General features: G+C 65.7%; 12 protein-coding genes and 1 other RNA gene. 6 read left to right on the top strand and 7 right to left on the bottom strand.

Features of this window, described 5'->3' with window-relative positions; all coding sequences use genetic code 11:
- Nucleotides 1-10: 10 nt before the first annotated feature.
- Nucleotides 11-478, bottom strand: coding sequence for a dUTP diphosphatase (dut, locus tag RQH86_RS20345; RefSeq protein ID WP_055847387.1), 468 nt, complete (start codon nt 476-478; stop codon nt 11-13).
- Complete coding sequence (coaBC, locus tag RQH86_RS20340; RefSeq protein WP_311239130.1) at nt 475-1743, bottom strand: bifunctional phosphopantothenoylcysteine decarboxylase/phosphopantothenate--cysteine ligase CoaBC; 1269 nt, start codon at nt 1741-1743, stop codon at nt 475-477. The genes dut and coaBC overlap by 4 nt, the downstream gene beginning before the upstream one ends.
- 60 nt (nt 1744-1803) lie before the next feature.
- Between coaBC and radC the strand changes: the two genes are divergently transcribed.
- The 5 genes from radC (at nt 1804) to RQH86_RS20315 (ending at nt 6805) form a co-directional block, all read left to right on the top strand.
- Nucleotides 1804-2517, top strand: a complete 714-nt coding sequence (gene radC, locus RQH86_RS20335; RefSeq protein ID WP_193552513.1) for a DNA repair protein RadC — start codon at nt 1804-1806, stop codon at nt 2515-2517.
- A gap of 86 nt (nt 2518-2603) precedes the next feature.
- Nucleotides 2604-4292 carry an arginine--tRNA ligase gene (argS, locus tag RQH86_RS20330; protein WP_115514128.1) on the top strand — a complete coding sequence of 563 codons (1689 nt, stop codon included), beginning with the start codon at nt 2604-2606 and terminating at the stop codon, nt 4290-4292.
- A 172-nt stretch (nt 4293-4464) separates the two neighbouring features.
- The gene (locus tag RQH86_RS20325) at nt 4465-5343 is read left to right on the top strand and encodes an SPOR domain-containing protein (RefSeq protein WP_311239129.1); all 879 of its coding nucleotides are present in this window, start codon (nt 4465-4467) and stop codon (nt 5341-5343) included.
- 5 nt (nt 5344-5348) lie between these two features.
- Nucleotides 5349-5882, top strand: a complete 534-nt coding sequence (locus RQH86_RS20320; RefSeq protein ID WP_311239128.1) for a hypothetical protein — start codon at nt 5349-5351, stop codon at nt 5880-5882.
- Nucleotides 5883-6049: 167 nt separating this feature from the next.
- Nucleotides 6050-6805: an SDR family NAD(P)-dependent oxidoreductase gene (locus tag RQH86_RS20315; protein WP_311239127.1), complete on the top strand. Its 756-nt coding sequence runs from the start codon at nt 6050-6052 to the stop codon at nt 6803-6805.
- 209 nt (nt 6806-7014) lie between these two features.
- Here RQH86_RS20315 and RQH86_RS20310 read toward each other — a convergent pair whose 3' ends face one another.
- The 5 genes from RQH86_RS20310 to speA form a co-directional block, all read right to left on the bottom strand.
- The gene (locus RQH86_RS20310; RefSeq protein WP_311239126.1) at nt 7015-8139 is read right to left on the bottom strand and encodes an acyltransferase; all 1125 of its coding nucleotides are present in this window, start codon (nt 8137-8139) and stop codon (nt 7015-7017) included.
- 524 nt (nt 8140-8663) lie between these two features.
- Nucleotides 8664-8739: non-coding RNA, sX9 sRNA (locus tag RQH86_RS20305), on the bottom strand.
- Between the two features lie 137 nt (nt 8740-8876).
- Nucleotides 8877-10208, bottom strand: a complete 1332-nt coding sequence (locus RQH86_RS20300) for a glycosyltransferase (RefSeq protein WP_311239125.1) — start codon at nt 10206-10208, stop codon at nt 8877-8879.
- Entirely contained in the window at nt 10201-14181 is a 3981-nt protein-coding gene (locus RQH86_RS20295; RefSeq protein ID WP_311239124.1) for an amino acid adenylation domain-containing protein, read from the bottom strand. Before RQH86_RS20295 ends, RQH86_RS20300 begins: the two co-directional genes overlap by 8 nt.
- A gap of 1102 nt (nt 14182-15283) precedes the next feature.
- Nucleotides 15284-17170 (bottom strand): arginine decarboxylase, encoded by a 1887-nt coding sequence (gene speA / locus RQH86_RS20290; RefSeq protein WP_311239123.1) that lies wholly within the window; start codon nt 17168-17170, stop codon nt 15284-15286.
- A 228-nt stretch (nt 17171-17398) separates the two neighbouring features.
- Here speA and speE point away from each other — a divergent pair, with 228 nt between their 5' ends.
- Entirely contained in the window at nt 17399-18256 is an 858-nt protein-coding gene (gene speE, locus RQH86_RS20285) for a polyamine aminopropyltransferase (RefSeq protein ID WP_115559232.1), read from the top strand.
- The last annotated feature ends 117 nt before the right edge of the window (nt 18257-18373 follow it).

Raw genomic sequence — 18373 nt, 5'->3', positions numbered from 1 at the left:
GACTCCCCCGTCAGCGCACGCCGGTGTGGCCGAATCCACCCGCTCCCCGCGCGCTGTCCACGAAAGTATCCACCACTTGCAAGCCTACGCGCACGATCGGAAGGATCACCAATTGCGCAATCCGGTCGCCCGGCTCGATGGTGAAGGCCTCGCGGCCGCGATTCCAGGTGCTGATCAGCAGCGGGCCCTGGTAGTCGGCATCGATGAGCCCGGTGCCGTTACCCAGCACGATGCCGTGGCGGTGGCCCAGCCCGGAGCGCGGCAGGATCACCGCGCACACCTGCGGGTCGGCCAAATGGATCGCGATACCGCTGGGAATCAACGCCGCATCGCCCGGCTCCAGCGTCATCGGCGCTTCCAGCGCGGCGCGCAGGTCCATGCCGGCGCTGGCTTCGGTGGCGTAGGCCGGCAGCGGCCAGACATCGCCAAAGCGTGGGTCGAGCAACTTCACCTGCAAGGAGTGGGTCGGGTGGCTCATGCCTGCAATCTCTCCGCGATCAGGGCCAGCAGTTGGTCGGCCAGTTCGGTCTTGCTGCTAGTGGGAAATGCGCGCTCGCCACCCTGCCAATAGGCGGTGGCGGCATTGTTGTCGCTTTCGAAGCCGCCGCCGACGATCCCCACCTGGTTGGCGATGATCAGATCCAGCCGCTTGGCTGCCAGCTTGCCACGCGCGTAGTGCTCCACGTCGTGCGTTTCGGCCGCAAACCCGACCACCAGCTTGAGCGCGCCGGTCTGCGCGGCGACCTCGGACAGGATGTCCGGGGTGCGCACCAGTTCCAGGGTCAGCGTTTCGCCGGTCTTCTTGATCTTCTGCGCGACCACACGCTTGGGCGTGTAGTCGGCGACCGCAGCGGCGCCGATGTAGATATCGGCCGGGAACGCACCCAGTACCGCATCGCGCATCTGCGCAGCCGAGCGCACGTCGATGCGCTGCACGCCGACCGGCGTGACCTGGTGCACCGGCCCGCTGACCAGCACCACCTCGGCGCCCTGGCGCGCAGCGGCGGCAGCCAGCGCATAGCCCATCTTGCCGCTGCTGCGGTTGCCGACGTAGCGCACCGGGTCCAGGTCTTCGAAGGTCGGGCCGGCGCTGATGACGATGCGCAGGCCGTCCAGCTCGGCGCTGCTGGGCACGAAGGCCGGCGCGGCAGTGCCCGGCGATGCATCGGCGGCAGGCGCAGTGGCAGTGGCGGCCAGCGCGGCAATGATCGCCGCCGGTTCGGCCAGGCGGCCGGGACCGGACTCGCCTTCGGCCAGCGGGCCGTCGTCGGGGCCGACCACCGCCACGCCACGCCCGCGCAGGGTCGCGATATTGGCCTGGGTCGCCGGGTGCAGCCACATGCGGTGGTTCATCGCCGGGGCCACGGTCAGCGGCGCGGTCGTGGCCAGGCACAGCGTGGTGACCAGGTCGTCGGCCAGCCCGTGCGCCAGGCGCGCGAGCAGATCGGCGGTGGCCGGGGCCACGATCACCCGGTCGGCCCAGCGGGCCAGTTCGATATGCCCCATCGCCTGCTCGGCGGCGCTGTCCCATAGCGTGGTGCGGGTCGGTTGCCCGGACAGCGCCTGGAAGCTCAGCGGGGTCACGAATTGTTGCGCGCCGCTGGTCATGGCGACCTGCACCTGTGCGCCGGCGTCGCGCAGGCGACGGACCAGTTCGAGCGATTTGTAAGCGGCAATGCCTCCGCCGACGCACAGCAGCAAACGCTGTCCGTCCAGGGGGCGGGCCTGAGTGGAGCCGATCACGTCGGGGTCGTCCTACGGTTACAAGGACAACTAGATTAGCCGATGCCCCTGCTTGGCCTGATGGGCGTCGGCGATGAGCACCGGCAATCTCGCCATATGCACATACACGACTGGCCCACCAACGAACGCCCGCGCGAGAAACTTCTGGCGCGCGGGGCTCCTGCCCTCTCCGATGCGGAGCTGCTGGCGATCTTTGTCGGCTCCGGGCTGCGCGGCCAGGATGCGGTCCAGACCGCGCGCGATCTGCTGCACCGCCACGGCCCGCTGCGCCTGTTGCTGGATCGCCCGGCCAAGGCCCTGGCGCGCCTGCCTGGGCTGGGGCCGGCCTCGGCGTGCAAGCTCAGGGCCGCGATGGAACTGGCGCATCGTCACCTGATGAGCGAACTGGAGCGTGGCGAGGCCCTGAGCGACCCACCCAGCGTGGGCCGCTATTTCTCGCAGCGGCTGCGCGCGCGGGCCTACGAAGTGTTCGCGGTACTGTTTCTGGACAACCGCCATCGCGCGATCGCTTTCGAGGAGCTGTTCACCGGCACCATCGACGGCGCAGACATCCATCCGCGCGAAGTGGTGCGGCGGGCGCTGCTGCACAACGCTGCGGCGGTGATCGTCGGGCACAACCATCCGTCCGGCAATCCGGAGCCGTCCGAGGCCGATCGCGCGGTCACCCAGCGTCTGCTGCAGGGCCTGGAGCTGGTGGACATCCGCCTGCTCGACCACTTCGTGATCGGCGATGGCCGCCCGGTCTCGCTAGCCGAGCGCGGCTGGCTGGAATGAGACCGCCGCGCCGACCTGAACCATCGGCCGGACCGTGTGCCGCGCGGTCGGGTAAAATCGCTGGTTTGGTTCCAAGCAGATCCCACGTGAAAGCCCTACTCCGCGCACTGATCGGCCAAGGCATCGAAGCCTTGCGCGCCAACGGCACCTTGCCCGCCGACACCCTGCCGCCGGATTTTGTGGTCGAGCGGCCCAAGACACGCGAGCACGGCGACTTCGCCACCAATGCCGCGATGCTGCTGGCCAAGGCCGCGCGCAGCAACCCGCGCGCCCTGGCGCAGGCGCTGGTAGCCGCGTTGCCGGCCAGCGACGACGTCGCCAAGGTCGAGATCGCCGGCCCCGGCTTCATCAATTTCCATCTGGCGCCCACCGCGTATCAGCGTGAAGTGGCGCATGTGATCAAGCAGGGCCACGACTATGGTCGCGGGCTGGCCGGTAACGGCCGCTCGGTGGGCGTGGAATACGTCTCGGCCAACCCGACCGGCCCGCTGCACGTCGGCCATGGCCGCGCCGCGGCGATCGGCGACAGCCTGGCGCGCGTGCTCGATGCCAATGGCTGGAACGTCAAGCGCGAGTTTTACTACAACGATGCCGGCGTGCAGATCGAGAATCTGGCGCTGTCGGTGCAGGCGCGCGCGCAGGGGCTCACCCCCGACAGCGCCGGCTGGCCGGAAAACGGCTACCGCGGCGACTACATTGCCGATGTCGCAGCAGCCTATCTGGCCGGCGACAGCGTAGACCTGGAAGGTCATCTGGTCAGCGGCACCAAGGATCCGGCCGATCTTGAATCGATCCGTCGCTTTGCGGTGGCCTATCTGCGCAACGAGCAGAACCACGACCTGGCCGCGTTCCGCGTCGACTTCGATATCTATTTCCTGGAAAGCTCGCTGTACAAGGACGGCAAGGTCGAAGAAGCGGTGCGGAAGCTGATCGCCTCCGGCCATACCTACGAGGAAGGCGGCGCGCTGTGGTTGAAGTCCACCGACTTCGGCGACGACAAGGACCGCGTGATGCGCAAGTCCGATGGCACCTATACGTACTTCGTGCCGGACGTGGCCTATCACCTGACCAAGTGGCAACGCGGCTATGAGCGCGCGATCACCGAGCTGGGCGCCGACCACCACGGCTCGCTGACGCGCGTGCGCGCCGGCCTGCAGGCGATGGAGCTGGGCATCCCGCAGGGCTGGCCGGAATACGTGCTGCACCAGATGGTCACGGTGATGCGCGGCGGCGAAGAAGTGAAGCTTTCCAAACGTGCCGGCAGCTACGTCACCCTGCGCGACCTGATCGAAGAAACCAGTGCCGATGCGGTGCGTTGGTTTCTGATCGCGCGCAAGCCCGATTCGCAGCTCACCTTCGATATCGATCTGGCGCGCGCGCAGAGCAACGACAACCCGGTGTTCTATGTGCAATACGCGCATGCACGGGTGTGCAGCGTGCTGCGCCAGGCGCAGGAGAAAGGCTTCAAGTACGAGCAGGCCAATGGATTTGCACAGCTCGCTCGGCTGGACGACGAGCATTCGCTCAACGTGATGCTGGAGCTGTCGCGCTATCCGGAAGTGGTGGAAATCGCCGGCCAGGCACTGGAGCCGTACCAGATCGCGCAGTACCTGCGTGAATTGGCGCATGCCTTCCACACGTGGTATCACAACACCAAACTGCTGGTGGACGATGCCGCAGAGCGCGACGCAAAACTCACCCTCGCCGTCGCGACCCAGCAGGTGCTTGCCAACGGCCTGGAATTGCTCGGTGTCAGCGCCCCGGAAAAGATGTAAGCCACTGGAAGTCGCCAGGCAGGCGTGAGGCGCACGCCTGCCTGCGCAGTGAGCAGCGGTATCCACCATCGCCCGCGCATCCGTTGCACCGCACGCGGCAGACGCAGCGGCAGCGATCGCCGCACCAAGCCGGGCGCACCGCCCGCAACGACACGATTCGGAGAAGTGGTAGATGGCAGCACGACGCGGTAAGAGCCAGGCACGACGCAACACCAGCAATGGCACCCCCGGTTGGGTGTGGTTGGTGGCGGGCGCCGCGATTGCGGCAGTGATCTTCCTGGCCGCACCCAACCTGTTCAAGAAGGACGGCGACGGCTTCCTGCGTGTGGGTCCCCGCGCCAATCCGGATGCACAGCCCGAACCGGTGGCCGATGCAGACACCGATACGCCGGCCGAGTTGCCCAAGCCCAGTACGCAAGCGCCCAAGCCGCAGCCCAAGCCGGGCGATGCGCAGACCCAGTACGACTTCTACACCTTGCTGCCCGGCAAGGAAGTGCAGATGTCCGACGCCGAGCTGGCTGCCAGTGCGCGCGCCGAAGAAGCCGCACGTGCGCGCGCTGCGCTGGAAGGCAAGCCCATCGCGCCGGCGCCGGGTGCAGCAGCCAGCGTCGCGTCGGCCGTACCCGCAGCCAGCGTGCCGATGCCCTTGAAAGAAACGACCGCCAGCGCGCCCAAGCCGTTGCCGGAAGCCGCCCAGACACGTCCAGCGCCAACGCCAGCACCGGCCAGCACCGCGGCACTCACAACGCCGGCCGCTGCGGCACCGAAGCCTGCGGCCGCAGCAGTAACGACGCCGACAGCACCGGCCGCCACCGACAACACCCGTTACATCCTGCAGGCCGGCTCTTTCGGCGCCTCTGGCGACGCCGAGTCAACCAAGGCCAAGCTGGCGATGATGGGCCTGGCCGCGCGTGTGGAATCGGCCGATATCAGCGGCAAGACGGTCTATCGCGTGCGCATGGGGCCGTACGGCACCGCAAGCGAATTGGCCGAAGCCAAGCAGAAGCTCACTGGCAGCGGGTTGCCTGCCATCGCGATCAAGGCGCAGTAAACGTAGTGAGGCGCCGCATCGCCAGCGCGTTGTTCGGACTGCTTGCACTGATCGGCACGGCGCAGGCCACCGAACAGATTCCCGACCACATCCAGATCGATGGCCAGCAGGCACTGCTGCTGGCAGAGCCCCTGTCCGGGCAGCTGGACGACCCCGCTACCTGGAAGCGCTTCGTCGCACAGGCGGGCAGTTCGCTGGGCGGCTGCAGTGCCAACTGGCGTGGCTATCAGGCGTTCTGGCGCGTGGACGCAGAGCAGCTGGTGCTCGATCGCGTGGTGCTCGGTGCTTGCGCCGAGGCGCCGCCGGAGCTGCCGCTGTCGGTGCTGTTTCCCGGCCAGCGCGCACCGGTACCGGCGGTGTGGGTGGATGGCGAACTGATCGCCGCGCTGCCGGCTGCGGAGAACGCCACGTCCGACGCGCCGGCCGGCTATGTGTCGCTGCGGCTGCGCCGAGGGCATGTGGTCGCCCGCGAACCGCTCACCGCAGACATGCTGCGCGCACGTCAGGCCGCAGCCGCACGCCCGGTTCCTGTGCCCTAAGCGCGGCTGACACAACCACTGCGCTCACCGCCAGGCGGGCGCGGCAGGTTCCCGGTGTGGCATGGACCACTCGTAGACTTTGGTTCTAAGCGCGCCGCCCACATCCACCTGACCAGCGCTCGCTATTTTCTAGCCGCTTTAAGCATCCCCCATCCCCTGGAGTTCCCATGTCCAAGACCGTCCTGATCACTGGTGCCACCTCCGGATTCGGCAGCGCCGCGGTGCGTCGCTTTGCCGCCGCCGGCTGGAAGGTCATCGCCACCGGCCGGCGTGCCGACCGCCTGGACGCACTGGCCGCCGAACTGCCCGCCGGCCAAGTGCACACCGCCGCGTTCGACATGCGCGATGCGCAGGCCTTGTCGTCCGCCATCGACGCGCTGCCGGCCGCATTCGCCGATATCGACGTGCTGGTCAACAACGCCGGCCTGGCACTAGGCACCGCGCCCGCGCAGCAGGCCGACCTTGCGCAGTGGCAGCAGATGATCGACACCAATGTCACCGCACTGGTCACACTCACTCACCGCCTGCTGCCGGCGCTGATCGCGCGTCGTGGCGCCATCATCAACATCGCCTCGGTCGCGGCGACCTACCCGTACACCGGCGGCAACGTCTACGGCGGCACCAAGGCGTTTGTGCAGCAGTTTTCGTTGGGCTTACGCGCGGACCTGCACGGCACCGGCGTACGCGTGACCTCGATCGAACCAGGCATGGCCGAAACCGAGTTCACCCTGGTGCGCACCGGCGGCAACCAGGCCGCCTCGGACACGCTGTACCGCGGCGCCACCCCGATGACGGCCGAGGACATCGCCGAGCAGATCTTCTACGTCGCCAGCTTGCCGGCGCACTTGAATATCAACCGGCTGGAAATCATGCCGGTGACGCAATCGTTCGCAGGATTTCAGGTGGCGCGCGACGCGCAGTGAGGAAGCGACGCTGCGCCTGAGAGGACGCGCAGTGAAGATGCGCTGCCACATCCGCGGTGTGGCAGCGAAGGATCCAGCCCGCGTCGCGCGTGGTGAGCGCCCCCCAAGCGCGCGCTGCTGGTCTACTGCAGACACAAGCGATCCTCGACAGCCGCGCACTGCGCGGCTTGTCTGTTCAACGATTCTGTTCAACGATTCCGCAAGCTGCGCTACGCCGACTCGGGCATGCCGCGCGATCCCGCACGGCTGCGCAGCAGCACCCCACGCAGCCGCAGGAAGGGGCGCTCCACGCTGTAGTGCAGCAACGCGCCCGCCAGCAGCGCCACCGCGCCATACACCGCAAATGCCAGCACGCCACGGCCCTCCAATTCCGCGCCGAACCAGGTCTGGGTCACATGGAACATCGCCTTGTGGGTCAGATACAGGCTGTAGGAAATCGCCGCCAGCCATGCCGCACCGGGCACCCGCAACCGGCCAAACGCGCTATTGGCAGTGCCTGCCAGCACCAGCAATGCCAGCCCGAACGAGAGCACCGGCCAGCCCAGCGCATTGCCGATCAGGCCGGTGCGCTCGCGGAACAACCACAGTGCCAGCGCCATGACCGCAACGCCGGCCAGCAACCACGTGTTGCCGCGCTGCTGCAGACGTTGCCAGACCTGCGGACGAAATACCTTGAGCACCGCGAGCACCACGCCGGCCAGCAGGCCGTCGAGGCGGTTCCAGGTGGGGTAGTAGATATCTTCGACAAACCAGTTGCGCTGCTTCCCGCCGCCCACCTGATCCAGCGCCGTGTTGTGCAGCCACACGCTGGTACGCAACGCGATGCCGGCCACCACCACGGCCACGCATAACGCGATGAACCGCCCAGCCGACGGACGCCGCAACAACAGCGTGGCCAGCAGCGGAAACACCAGATAGAAATGCTCTTCCACGCACAGCGACCAGGCATGCGAAAACGCCGCCTGCTGGCCGTAATCGACCAATAGATTCAAGGTGAAGGTGGCGAACATCCACCATGGCGCCAGCCCGGGCGCTTCGCGCACGCCGGGCCACGCGATGTACACCAGCAACACCACCGCAAACGCCGGCAGGATGCGCAACGCGCGCCGCAGATAAAAATCTTTGAAGTCCAGCCGCTGCCCGCGCGCCAAGGGTGTCAGCACCTGGCTACCGATCAGGAACCCGCTGAGCACGAAGAACAGGTCCACCCCCATCCAGCCATAGCGCGACAGCCACGCCCAGTCCGGCCCCAGCCCACCGACCACAAATGCGTGGAACAGCATCACCCAGACGATGGCGATACCACGCAACAGGTCCAGGGCGGGATAGCGCATGTGGGCGATCAGCAATGAGAAAGACCGATTGTGCCGCATGACACACACCCATGCGTAGGTTGCGCAAGGTGTGCGTGGCCTGCGGCGCTGCGGGTAAAGCTGACAACACAATAGGTGCTGCCTCACGCACCGGAGGCAAGCATGGGCATGCAAGGCATCGCGGCAGCCAGGTGACAGACACCGCACTCAACGGCAGGCGATCGCTGCGACGAACGTACACAGACACAACCGCGTGGTAGCGCGATCGGTGCGGCTGGCAATGTTGCGCTGACGTCACGGCGTGTGCTGCACTTGCGCGGCTTGGCGAACGTACACAGACACAACCGTGTGGTAGCGCGCGATCGGTACGGTTGGCAACGTTGCCCTGACGTCACGGCGTGTTGCTGCACTTGCGCGGCTTGGCGAGAGGCGCATCGCCATGCGGCAGCGATGTAGTTGGCCGCTACGGCTGACGCCGGCCGATGGCAACCTTGCGTTCAACGCACGGCCTACCACCCAGTTGCATCACGCCGGCGATGTGGAGCGGCTAACGACACATAGCGCGCAATCGTCAGGCGATGTGCACGGTGCGCTCAAAACCAGCGTGTACGAGTGGCACATGCCGCAACGAGGACTCGCCGTGCCCGCCTGACGGCGAACCCAATTGGTTTGTTCGCCGCGCTTATCCTGCTGGCGCATCGTGCTCCCCTGTCGGCGAGCACGATGCACGGCTTGACGCCGATGGAGCACTCTCGGCCTCAGGCCATCGCCGCCTGCGCAATCCGTGTCACCGGCGCTGCCGCGTTCAACAGCCCCCAGGCTTCCAGTTGATCGACCGCGTTGCGCACGCCGTCTTCGTCGCGAATGCGCTGGCCCAGCGCGCGTGCCGCCGCGCGCATGATCGGCGTGCTGGCCTGGCGCAGGGCTTCGGCCAGCGTCTCCGGCTGCAAGCCGACACGCGCCAGCGCTGGCGGCGCCACGCCACGTCCGGCCATGCAATACGCCCAGAACGGTTGGTCGTAGCCGAACGGCAACACCACCGACGGAATCCCCGCCGTCAGCGCCGCGCCGGTGGTGCCGGCGCCGCCGTGATGCACGGCCGCCGTCACGCGAGGAAACAACCAATCGTGCGGCGCCTGTTCCAGATGGAAGAAGCGCTCGGCGTCATCCGCAGCCGCGGTGTCGGTCGCCGCCAGCCCGCCCCAGCCACTGGCCAGCAATGCGCGTTGACCGGTCAGGCGCACGGCAGCCTTGACCGTGGCGGTGAGCTGCATCGCATCGCTGCTGGGCATGCTACCGAAGCCGATATACAGCGGCGGCGGCCCGGCCTGCAGAAACGCCTGCAACGCGGCCGGCGGTTGCCACTGCGGCTGCGGCAGTTGCCAGAATCCGCAGATCTGCGCGCGTTGCGGCCAGTCCGGCGGACGTGGGCACAGCTGCGCGCTGTAGCCGTAGATCACACGTATCGCGGTGCGGTCCGGACCGCGCCACGGATACGCCGGCAGCCCCAGCGCCGGACGCACGATGTCGTTGAGCGCAGGGCGCATGAATTGCCAGCCGGCAAACCGCACCGCGTGGTGCAGGGCTACATTCACCCGCCCGGGCAGACGCACATTGGGCATCATCATCAACGGCAGATGGCGCGAGGCGGTGAGCGGTTGCAGTTGCGCGAAGCACACCGGCAGCCCAAAGGCCTGACCCAGGCTATGGGCCAGAAAACTTGCGCTGCCGACGCCGAGGATCAAGCCGGCATCGGCGCACGCCGCACTGCCCTGCGCTGCCCAATCGGGCGCCCAGTTCAGCAGCTGCGCGCGCAAGGTGCCCCAGATGCCACGCCAGCCGCCGCGCATTTCTGCGACATCTGGGTTGCCTTGCAGCAATTTCTGGTGGTCGCCGCTGAGCGGGAAAAACTCCAGACCGTTGGCGCGAATCAGCGCTTCGAAGTTGCTACTTGTCAGTACCCGCACCGTATAACCGCGCTGCTGCAAACCGCGTCCCAGCGCGATGATCGGGCGCACATCGCCGTGCGTGCCCAGGGTGGCGATCACAATCGGGCGGTTGGCTGCAGCGGATGTAAGAGACTCAGGCATATTCGGTCACCCCGTCGTTGGCACTGGCGATGCGGGTATTACGATGCGACACCTGTGCGCTGGCATCGTGCAGCAGTGCACACAGCGTTGCCGAGTGCGCGGCCGACAGCATCGAGTGGTGGTCGCTGTCCAGGGCGTGCAGGTGCAGCGTGCGCACAAAGGGGCGCCATGCCTGCGGCCGGTAATCCACCCACTGCGCATCGTCCCCACCGGAGCTCATCCGCACGGCTGCTTCGACAAACAGCACATCCTGATTCAATACGCGGGGACGGTGGCGTCGCGCCAGATGCAGGTGATGCTGGGTCACCGCGCCCAGGTCGTCCAGCAGGGTGGGGCGTTGCTCCAGCAATTGACGCACCGCCGGCACATCGTTCAGTCCGTAGTGATCGCACAACAGACTGGCCAGCTGCGCCACCGTGGTCGGCATCGGTTGGTCGTGCGCCAGTGTCAGCCCCAGCGCATGCACCGATGCGCGCACGTTTTCCGCTTCGGGCAAGGCAGCGGCCTGCTCCAGATGCGGATAGCTGTCGAGCATCGCCAGCAGTTCGACCTGTTCGCCAAGGTCGTGCAGCTCGGCGGCGATGGCGTGCGCGATCAAGCCGCCCAACGACCAGCCCATCAAGCGGTACGGGCCATGCGGCTGCACGCTGCGCAGACGCGCCAGGTAGTCGCGGGCGATCGCTTCGATGCTTTCCGAGCGATGCTGCGGGTCGCTCAATCTCGGCGACTGCAACACGTACACCGGCCACTGCGGATCGAGCTGGCCAAGCAAGGTGAGATACGACCAGCCCAGGCCGATGACCGGATGGATGCAGAACAACGGCGTGGCACCCGCGCTGCCGGCACGCAGCGGCAACAGCACGCTCAGCGGGTCGTTCGTTGTCTGCGCGCTGCGCTTGATCACTTCGGACAGACCGGCAATCGTCGGCGCATGGAACAGCGCGCCCAAGGGCAGGTCAACGCCGAACAGTTGCGGGAAACGTGCCGCCATTTCTGCCGCACGCAGCGAGTCGCCACCGAGCTCGAAGAAATTATCGTCCACCCCCACCACCTCGATGCCCAGCACTTCCTGCAACAGGGCTGCAAGCTGCTGCTCGAGTGCGTCGCGCGGCGCCACATGCGCAAGCTTGGGCAACGCGCCCGGTGCAGGCAATGCGCGGCGATCCAGCTTGCCATTGGCTGTCAGCGGCAACGCCGGCAATGGCATCCACAGGCTCGGAATCATCGCCGCCGGCAAACGCTGCTGCAGATGGGAGCGCAGCAATTCGCTCGACGGCGTGTTGCCATGCTTGCCCACGACGTAGGCGAGCAGCTGTACGGCGTTGTCGCCATCGCTGTGCGCAACCACCGCCACCTGAGCCACCTGCGCATGCAGCAGCAGCGCATTTTCGATTTCCGCCGGCTCCACGCGGTGACCGCGGATCTTCAGTTGCGCATCTGCGCGGCCGATGAATTCCAGCAAGCCGTCACGGCGCTGACGCACGCGGTCGCCGGTGCGGTACATGCTGCTGCCGTCGTTGGCAAACGGGTCGCGCAGGAAGCGCTCGCTGGTGAGTTGGCGCTTGCCGCGATAGCCCTTGGCCACGCCCGCGCCGCCGATATAGAGCTCACCGACCGCACCGGTCGGCAAGGGTTGCCGCTGCGCATCCAGCACGTAAACGCGCGTATTGAGCAGCGGCCTGCCGATCGGCGGTGCGGTGGCATCGGCCAACTGCAGCGGCATGATGGTCGACCAGATAGTGGTTTCGGTTGGTCCGTACAACTGGGTCAGGCGCCCGACCCGGCTCAGCAATTGCGTCGCCAACTCGGGCACCAAGGCCTCACCACCGACCAGCGCATGGATGCGATCCAGCGACAGATCCTGATTGGCCAGCAGGATGCGCCACAGCGACGGCGTGGCCTGCACCAGACTGATCTGCTCGTGGGCAATCAGGCGCGATAGACCGCGCGGGTCGTGACTGATGCCGGCCGGTGCGATGACCACGCGGGCACCCACCAGCAACGGCAGATACAGCTCCAGCCCTGAGATATCGAAGGTGATGGTGGTGACCGCCAGCACGCGGTCGCGCGGACGCAACGCCAGCTCGTGTTCCATCGCATGCAGGAAATTGAACAGGTTGCGATGGCTGATCTCCACGCCCTTGGGCGTGCCGGTGGAGCCGGAGGTGTACAGCACATACGCCGTCCCATCCGGGGTCGCCATCGGGGCGATCGCCGCTGGCAAATGCGCCGGGCGCGGGTCCAGCCACACCATGCCGCCGAGCAGATAGCGCTCGCACAATGCCGGCTCGCAGACCAGCGCAATGGCGCCGGAATCGTTGAGCATCTGCCGATTGCGCGCCGCCGGGCTTTCCGGATCCAGCGGCAGATAGGCCGCACCGCTCCACATGATGGCCAGCAAGGCCACCAGCAGATGCTCGCTGCGCGGCAATGCGACCGCAACCACATCGCCGGGGCGCACTCCATCGGCCACCCACTGCGCAGCGATCCGCGAGGCGAGCTCGCACAGCGTGGCGTAATCCAGCGTGCGGTTGTCGTATTGCACGACAACGGCCGCAGGCATCATCTCGGCACGCTGCAACATGCCGTGCAACAACGTGGCAGCTTCCGGCAACGGCGCGGCGGTGTGATTCCAGGTGTGCAGCAAACGGTGGCGCTCTTCATCGCCCAGCACGTCCACCTCGCCCAACGCGCATTCCGGGTTTGCCAGCACGGCATCGGCCAGATGGGTCAGACGGCGGCAGTGTTCGGCCAGCTCATCGCTGTCGTACAACGCCGGATTGGCGTCCAGATCGAAGCGCAGGGCCGCGCCGTCGCCACGCTCATAGCAGAAGATGGTCAGATCGTCGGCCGGGCCGTTGCACAGGTTATGCGGTATCGCATACGCCTCGCCAAATCGCAGGGCGTAATCGAAGGCTTCGATATTGACGGCAAGGCGTGCGAACTTCTGGTCGATGCCGAACATGCCAATGTCGCGACGTACATCCTCGAAGCGATATTGCTGATGCCGCAAGGCATGCCTGACCACCGACGCGACCTGCGCAAACAACGCATGGATCGGCTGCTGCGGGTCCATCTTCAGACGCAGCGAAATCACATTGGCCACCAGCCCGGCGGTCTGCCGGTAGCGCGCATTGATGCGGCCGGTCACCGGCATCGCCAGCACCAGATCTTCGGCACCGGTGCAGCGGTAGTAATAGGCGGCGATCAGCGAGATCAGCATCTGCGGCAAGCTGGCGCCGTAGTGCTTACCCATCGCGCGCAGACGCACCACCTGCTGCGGCGAAAACTGCCCGGTGCCGCGCAACAGCCCGGTAGACAGATGATTGCCGGGGCGCGCCAAGGTTGCCGGCGGCGGCAGATCGGCCAGCTGCTGCATCCAGTACTCGCGATCGCGCTGGAAGCGGTCGGAGGCGCGGTACTGCTGCTCCATCTCCACCAGCGACAACGCGCTGCCGTACTGCGCAGGTTCCGGCTCCAGCTCTGCGGCGTACGCGTTATATAGCACCGACATGCGCTGCATCATGATCGATGCGCAATAGCCGTCCATCACCAGATGGCTGACGCACTGCACCCACATATGGTGATCTTCGCCGAGCCGGAACACCGCGCAATGCCACAACGGCCCATGCTCCAGGTCTTCCGGTTGACGGATTTGTTCGTCCACCCAGTGCTCGGCGGCATTGCGCGGCGCGGGATCTTCGCTGACGTTGAAGAAAGGAACCGGCGCGGTGTACTCGGGCAGGATCACCTGCTGCGGCACGCCATCGTGCTCCACGATGCACAGCCGCAGCGTGTCGAACTCGCGCGCCAGCTGCAGGGTGGCGCGGATCAATAGCGCAGGGTCCAGCGGACCAAACATTTCCAGCGCTTCCGACAGCATCAAGGTGTTGTCGGTATGCAACTTGCTGGCCACCCACAGGCCGCGTTGCGCTCTGGTCAAGGGAAACAGCGGGGCGGCATCGGCGTGCATTGCAAGCATCCTTTTGTGTGGCGCGCGGTCGCCCGGCGGACCCTGGCCGCGTTGCGGTCACAGTGACGCCGGATCAGCACCTAAGTAATAAAACGCAAGATAGAAAGCACCATCGACTGTCGGCAGATGCCGGCAATACACGGTGGAAACGCACAATGGGCACGCACAACGAGGCGACAGGCACAATCGAAACTTCGACGTGCAGATATCTGATTAGAGCAACTTGTATCCCGACAAGTTAAACGAACACTAACAATTCGTTCGCGGGCAGAACCGTGCAAAAATCACGAATTGCATGTGATGTGCAAAAATTTTTAACCGAAGTGTGATTTCAACTAGTGTTCTGCATGCATAGCGGCAGGCAAATGCGATGCGACAACGATCCGCATTGGAAGAAAACACCGCGAATACAGCACCCAATGCGCAAACGCTCTGCGCCCGGCAGCAAACAGACGCTGCGCTTATCGCGTTACTCGCAGCGAGCACCGCGCATAAGACCAGTGCGCGCACCAGCGTTGATACGTCTGCATTTCGTGCAAATCACTGCGTAAAACAGCGGGTATTTGGCAACACGCGCTAGCTGCAACGGCGGCGCATGCCGTGCAGATCATTTGAGCGCAACGAAGGAGGGGATGCGGCGTTCGCGCCACCTCTAAGGATCGCAACGCATAAGACCAGTGCACATGCCAGCGTTGATGCGCCTGCGTATTGTGCAAATCACTGCATGAAACACGGTGCTTTCTGCAGCAACGCTGCAGGTGGTCGCACGATCACGCAAGCGTCGTCTGCTTGTCATCGGCATGCAGCGTCGCTGCGTTTTGCTGATGTGGCGCTGCGCAGATCGCAGCCCATGGTGCGGCTGAGCTTGCCTGGTATGGGCTTACGCCTAGCTGCCATCAAGACAGCCAGGACGGCTGCCTGGCGGCCAGCTATGCGGTCAGGATCGAGTGCGACGCGGCGGATGCCGGTCGCAGTAGTGCGCTGTTGGGTAGTGCCGCCGCCACGTGCTCTGCGCGGGCTTCCACGCCTGCAGCGCACGACGCGGATTGTTTGAAAACAGGATCGGCGCGCTGCGGTACAGGCCCGCAGCGCGCGCTATGCATCAGCCCAAGGGTTCGTCGGACAGATAGGTATAGCCGGTCAGGCCGGCCTCCAGCGCGTCGTGCAGTTCCTGTGCGCGCGCGGGCGGCAGTTGTGCTGCAGCGATGCGTTCGGCATAGGTCGCGCGCAGCGTCTCCAGCTGATACCCCACGTAATCCAGCATCACATCGGTGGTATCGCCGCGACGCTGCTGCACGATGCGATAGCCATCGCCGTCCACAGCCACTTCCACCGCATCGGTATCACCGAATAGGTTATGGATATCACCCAGGATTTCCTGGTAGGCACCGACCAGAAAAAACCCGATGCGGTAGCTTTCGCCCGGATTCAACGCATGCAACGGCATCGAGCTGTCCAGACTTTCGTTCTCGACATAGGTCTTGACCATGCCGTCGGAGTCGCAGGTCATGTCGGCGATAATGCCGCGCCGCTGCGGCGCTTCGTTCAAGCGTTCGATCGGCACGATCGGAAACACCTGATCGATCGCCCACACGTCCGGGATCGATTCGAACACGCTGAAGTTGACGAAGTACTTGTCCACCAGCCGCTCGTTGAGCTCATCCAGCACCGGGCGGTGGCTCTTCTCATCGAAACTCAGCCGCGCCCGCACGCCATGCGCGATGGCATAGAACAGGTCGTCGATACGTGCGCGGTGGGTCAGGTCGATCTGGCCCAGTGCGTAAGCGCTCAAGCCTTCGGCGTGGAAGTGCTGGGCTTCCTGGAACAGTTCCACCGCCGGGCGCACATCGAGTTCGTCATGGATCTCGCGCAGGTGGCGAATCGCTGCCGGCTCGTCGTCGTGCGCATCCGGCACGCGGCCTTCCTGGGCCTGCTCCACTTCGGACACGTTGGCGATCAGCACCGCATGGTGCGCGGTCATCGCGCGGCCGCATTCGGTGACGATGCGCGGCGGGGTCAGGCCGTGTTCTTCGCAAGCGCTGGCCAGCGGCTGCACGATATTGCTAGCGTACGAATGCAGGCCGTAATTGATCGAACAATAGCTGCGCGAACGCGTGCCTTCGTAGTCGATGCCCAAACCGCCGCCGACATCCACATGGCTGATCTTGGCGCCCAGCCGCGACAGTTCCACGAAATACCGCGTGGCCTCGCGCATGCCGTTGGCGATGTCGCGCACGTTGGAAATCTGCGAGCCCATATGGAAGTGCAGCAGCTTCAGGCTGTCGGCGTATTCGGTGTCGCGCAGCGTCTTCCACAGGTCCAGCACCTGACGCGGCGACAACCCGAACTTGGCCTTGTCGCCACCGCTGTTCTGCCACTTGCCCGCGCCCAGCGACGCCAGCCGCATGCGCACGCCGAGGCCTGGCTTGACGTCCAGCGCGCGCGCCTCTTCCAGCACCAGCTTCAGCTCGGAGGGCTTTTCGATGACGATGAAGGTCTGCAGGCCGAGCTTGCGCCCGATCAGCGCCAGGCGGATGTATTCGCGGTCCTTGTAGCCGTTGCAGACGATCAGCCCGCCCGGACGCGACAGCGCCAGCACTGCCATCAGCTCCGGCTTGCTGCCCGCTTCCAGCCCGAAGCCGTCGCCGTGATGGCTGGCCAGGGTACCGGCCACGCCGCGGTGCTGGTTGACCTTGATCGGGTACACAGCCGTGTAGCCGCCGGCGTAGTCCCACTCCGCTTGCGCCTGCGCAAAGGCCGCCTGCAGCTTGCCCAGGCGCTGGCCCAGGATGTCGGGGAAGCGCACCAGCAGCGGCAGCTTGGCGCCAGCCGCGCGCGCGGCATCCACCACTTCGGGCAGCGACACCGATGGGCCGTCGACGGTAGGCGTGACCACGATGTGTCCGGCGGCGTTCACATCGAAATACCCATCGGCCCAGTGCGGGATCGAGTAGGTCTTGCGGGCTTGGTCGAGGGACCAATCGCTCATTTCGTTGTCTCGGCAGGGGCAAAAGGGCGTGAATTGTAACGCCTGACATGCAGACGGTCCGTTACAATCCGCGCCGACTTCACGCCCCTCTCCTGCTGGAGCGGGGTGGTCTGCGGGGTCGGCCGCCGCGCAGTTTGGCTGCACGCGGCTGCGCCCTCCCCTCATCCGGCGCTTTGCGCCACCTTCTCCCGGTGGGAGCAGGGACAGCCCCTTCTTTTAGGACTTTGCATGAGCGCCAACGACAACTGGTACATCGAACACTTCCAGCCGACCGGCTCGGCGATTGGTTTTCGCATCAGCGGCAAGCTGGACGAGGTGCAGTCCCCGTTCCAGAAGATCGAGATCTACCAGACCACCGATTGGGGCAAGCTGATGCTCATCGACGGCGCGGTGATGCTCACCACCCGCGACAATTTTTTCTATCACGAGATGATCAGCCACCCGGCGTTGTTCACCCACGCCGCGCCCAAGCGCGTGGTGATCATCGGCGGCGGCGACTGCGGCACGCTGCGCGAGGTGCTCAAGCACCCCGGCGTGGAAAGCGCCACCCAGTGCGATATCGATGAGCAGGTCACGCGCATGTCGGAGAAGTATTTCCCCGAGTTGTGCGACTCCAACCACGACGCACGCGCCGAGCTGTTGTTCGACGACGGCGTGGCCTACATGGCCAATTGCCCGGCCGGCAGCGTGGACATCGTGATCGTCGATTCCACCGACCCGGTGGGCCCGGCCGAAGGCCTGTTCAACAAGGCGTTCTACGACAGCTGCTTCAAGGCGCTGAAGGACGACGGCATTCTGGTGCAGCAGTCCGAATCGCCGCTGGCGCTGCTGGACCTGATCAACGAAATGCGCACCGAAATGGGCAAGGCCGGCTTCCAGTCGTTCAAGACCCTGCCGTTCCCGCAGCCTTGCTACCCCACCGGCTGGTGGAGCGTGACCATGGCCAGCAAGCAGCCCAAGGCCGACTTCGCCTTCCGCCAGGCCGATGCGCAGGCCAAGGGCTTCGACACGCTGTATTACACCGCCCATCTGCATACCGGCGTGCTGGTGTCACCGCCGTTCGTGGCCAAGGCGCTGGGCGAGTAAGGCAGCCCGACCACCGCGAGCGCGGCATTGCGCTTGCGGTGGTGGTTGATTACACGATTCGCAGCCATCGCTTCGATGACTGCGCTGCCACACCTGGCTGCGCTGGTGGGAAGATCG

This window comes from Xanthomonas sp. WCS2018Noco2-27, from assembly GCF_031843525.1.
GTDB lineage: Bacteria > Pseudomonadota > Gammaproteobacteria > Xanthomonadales > Xanthomonadaceae > Xanthomonas.
Note: the sequence above shows the minus strand (reverse complement) of the source record. Positions and strands in the feature narration are given on the sequence as shown.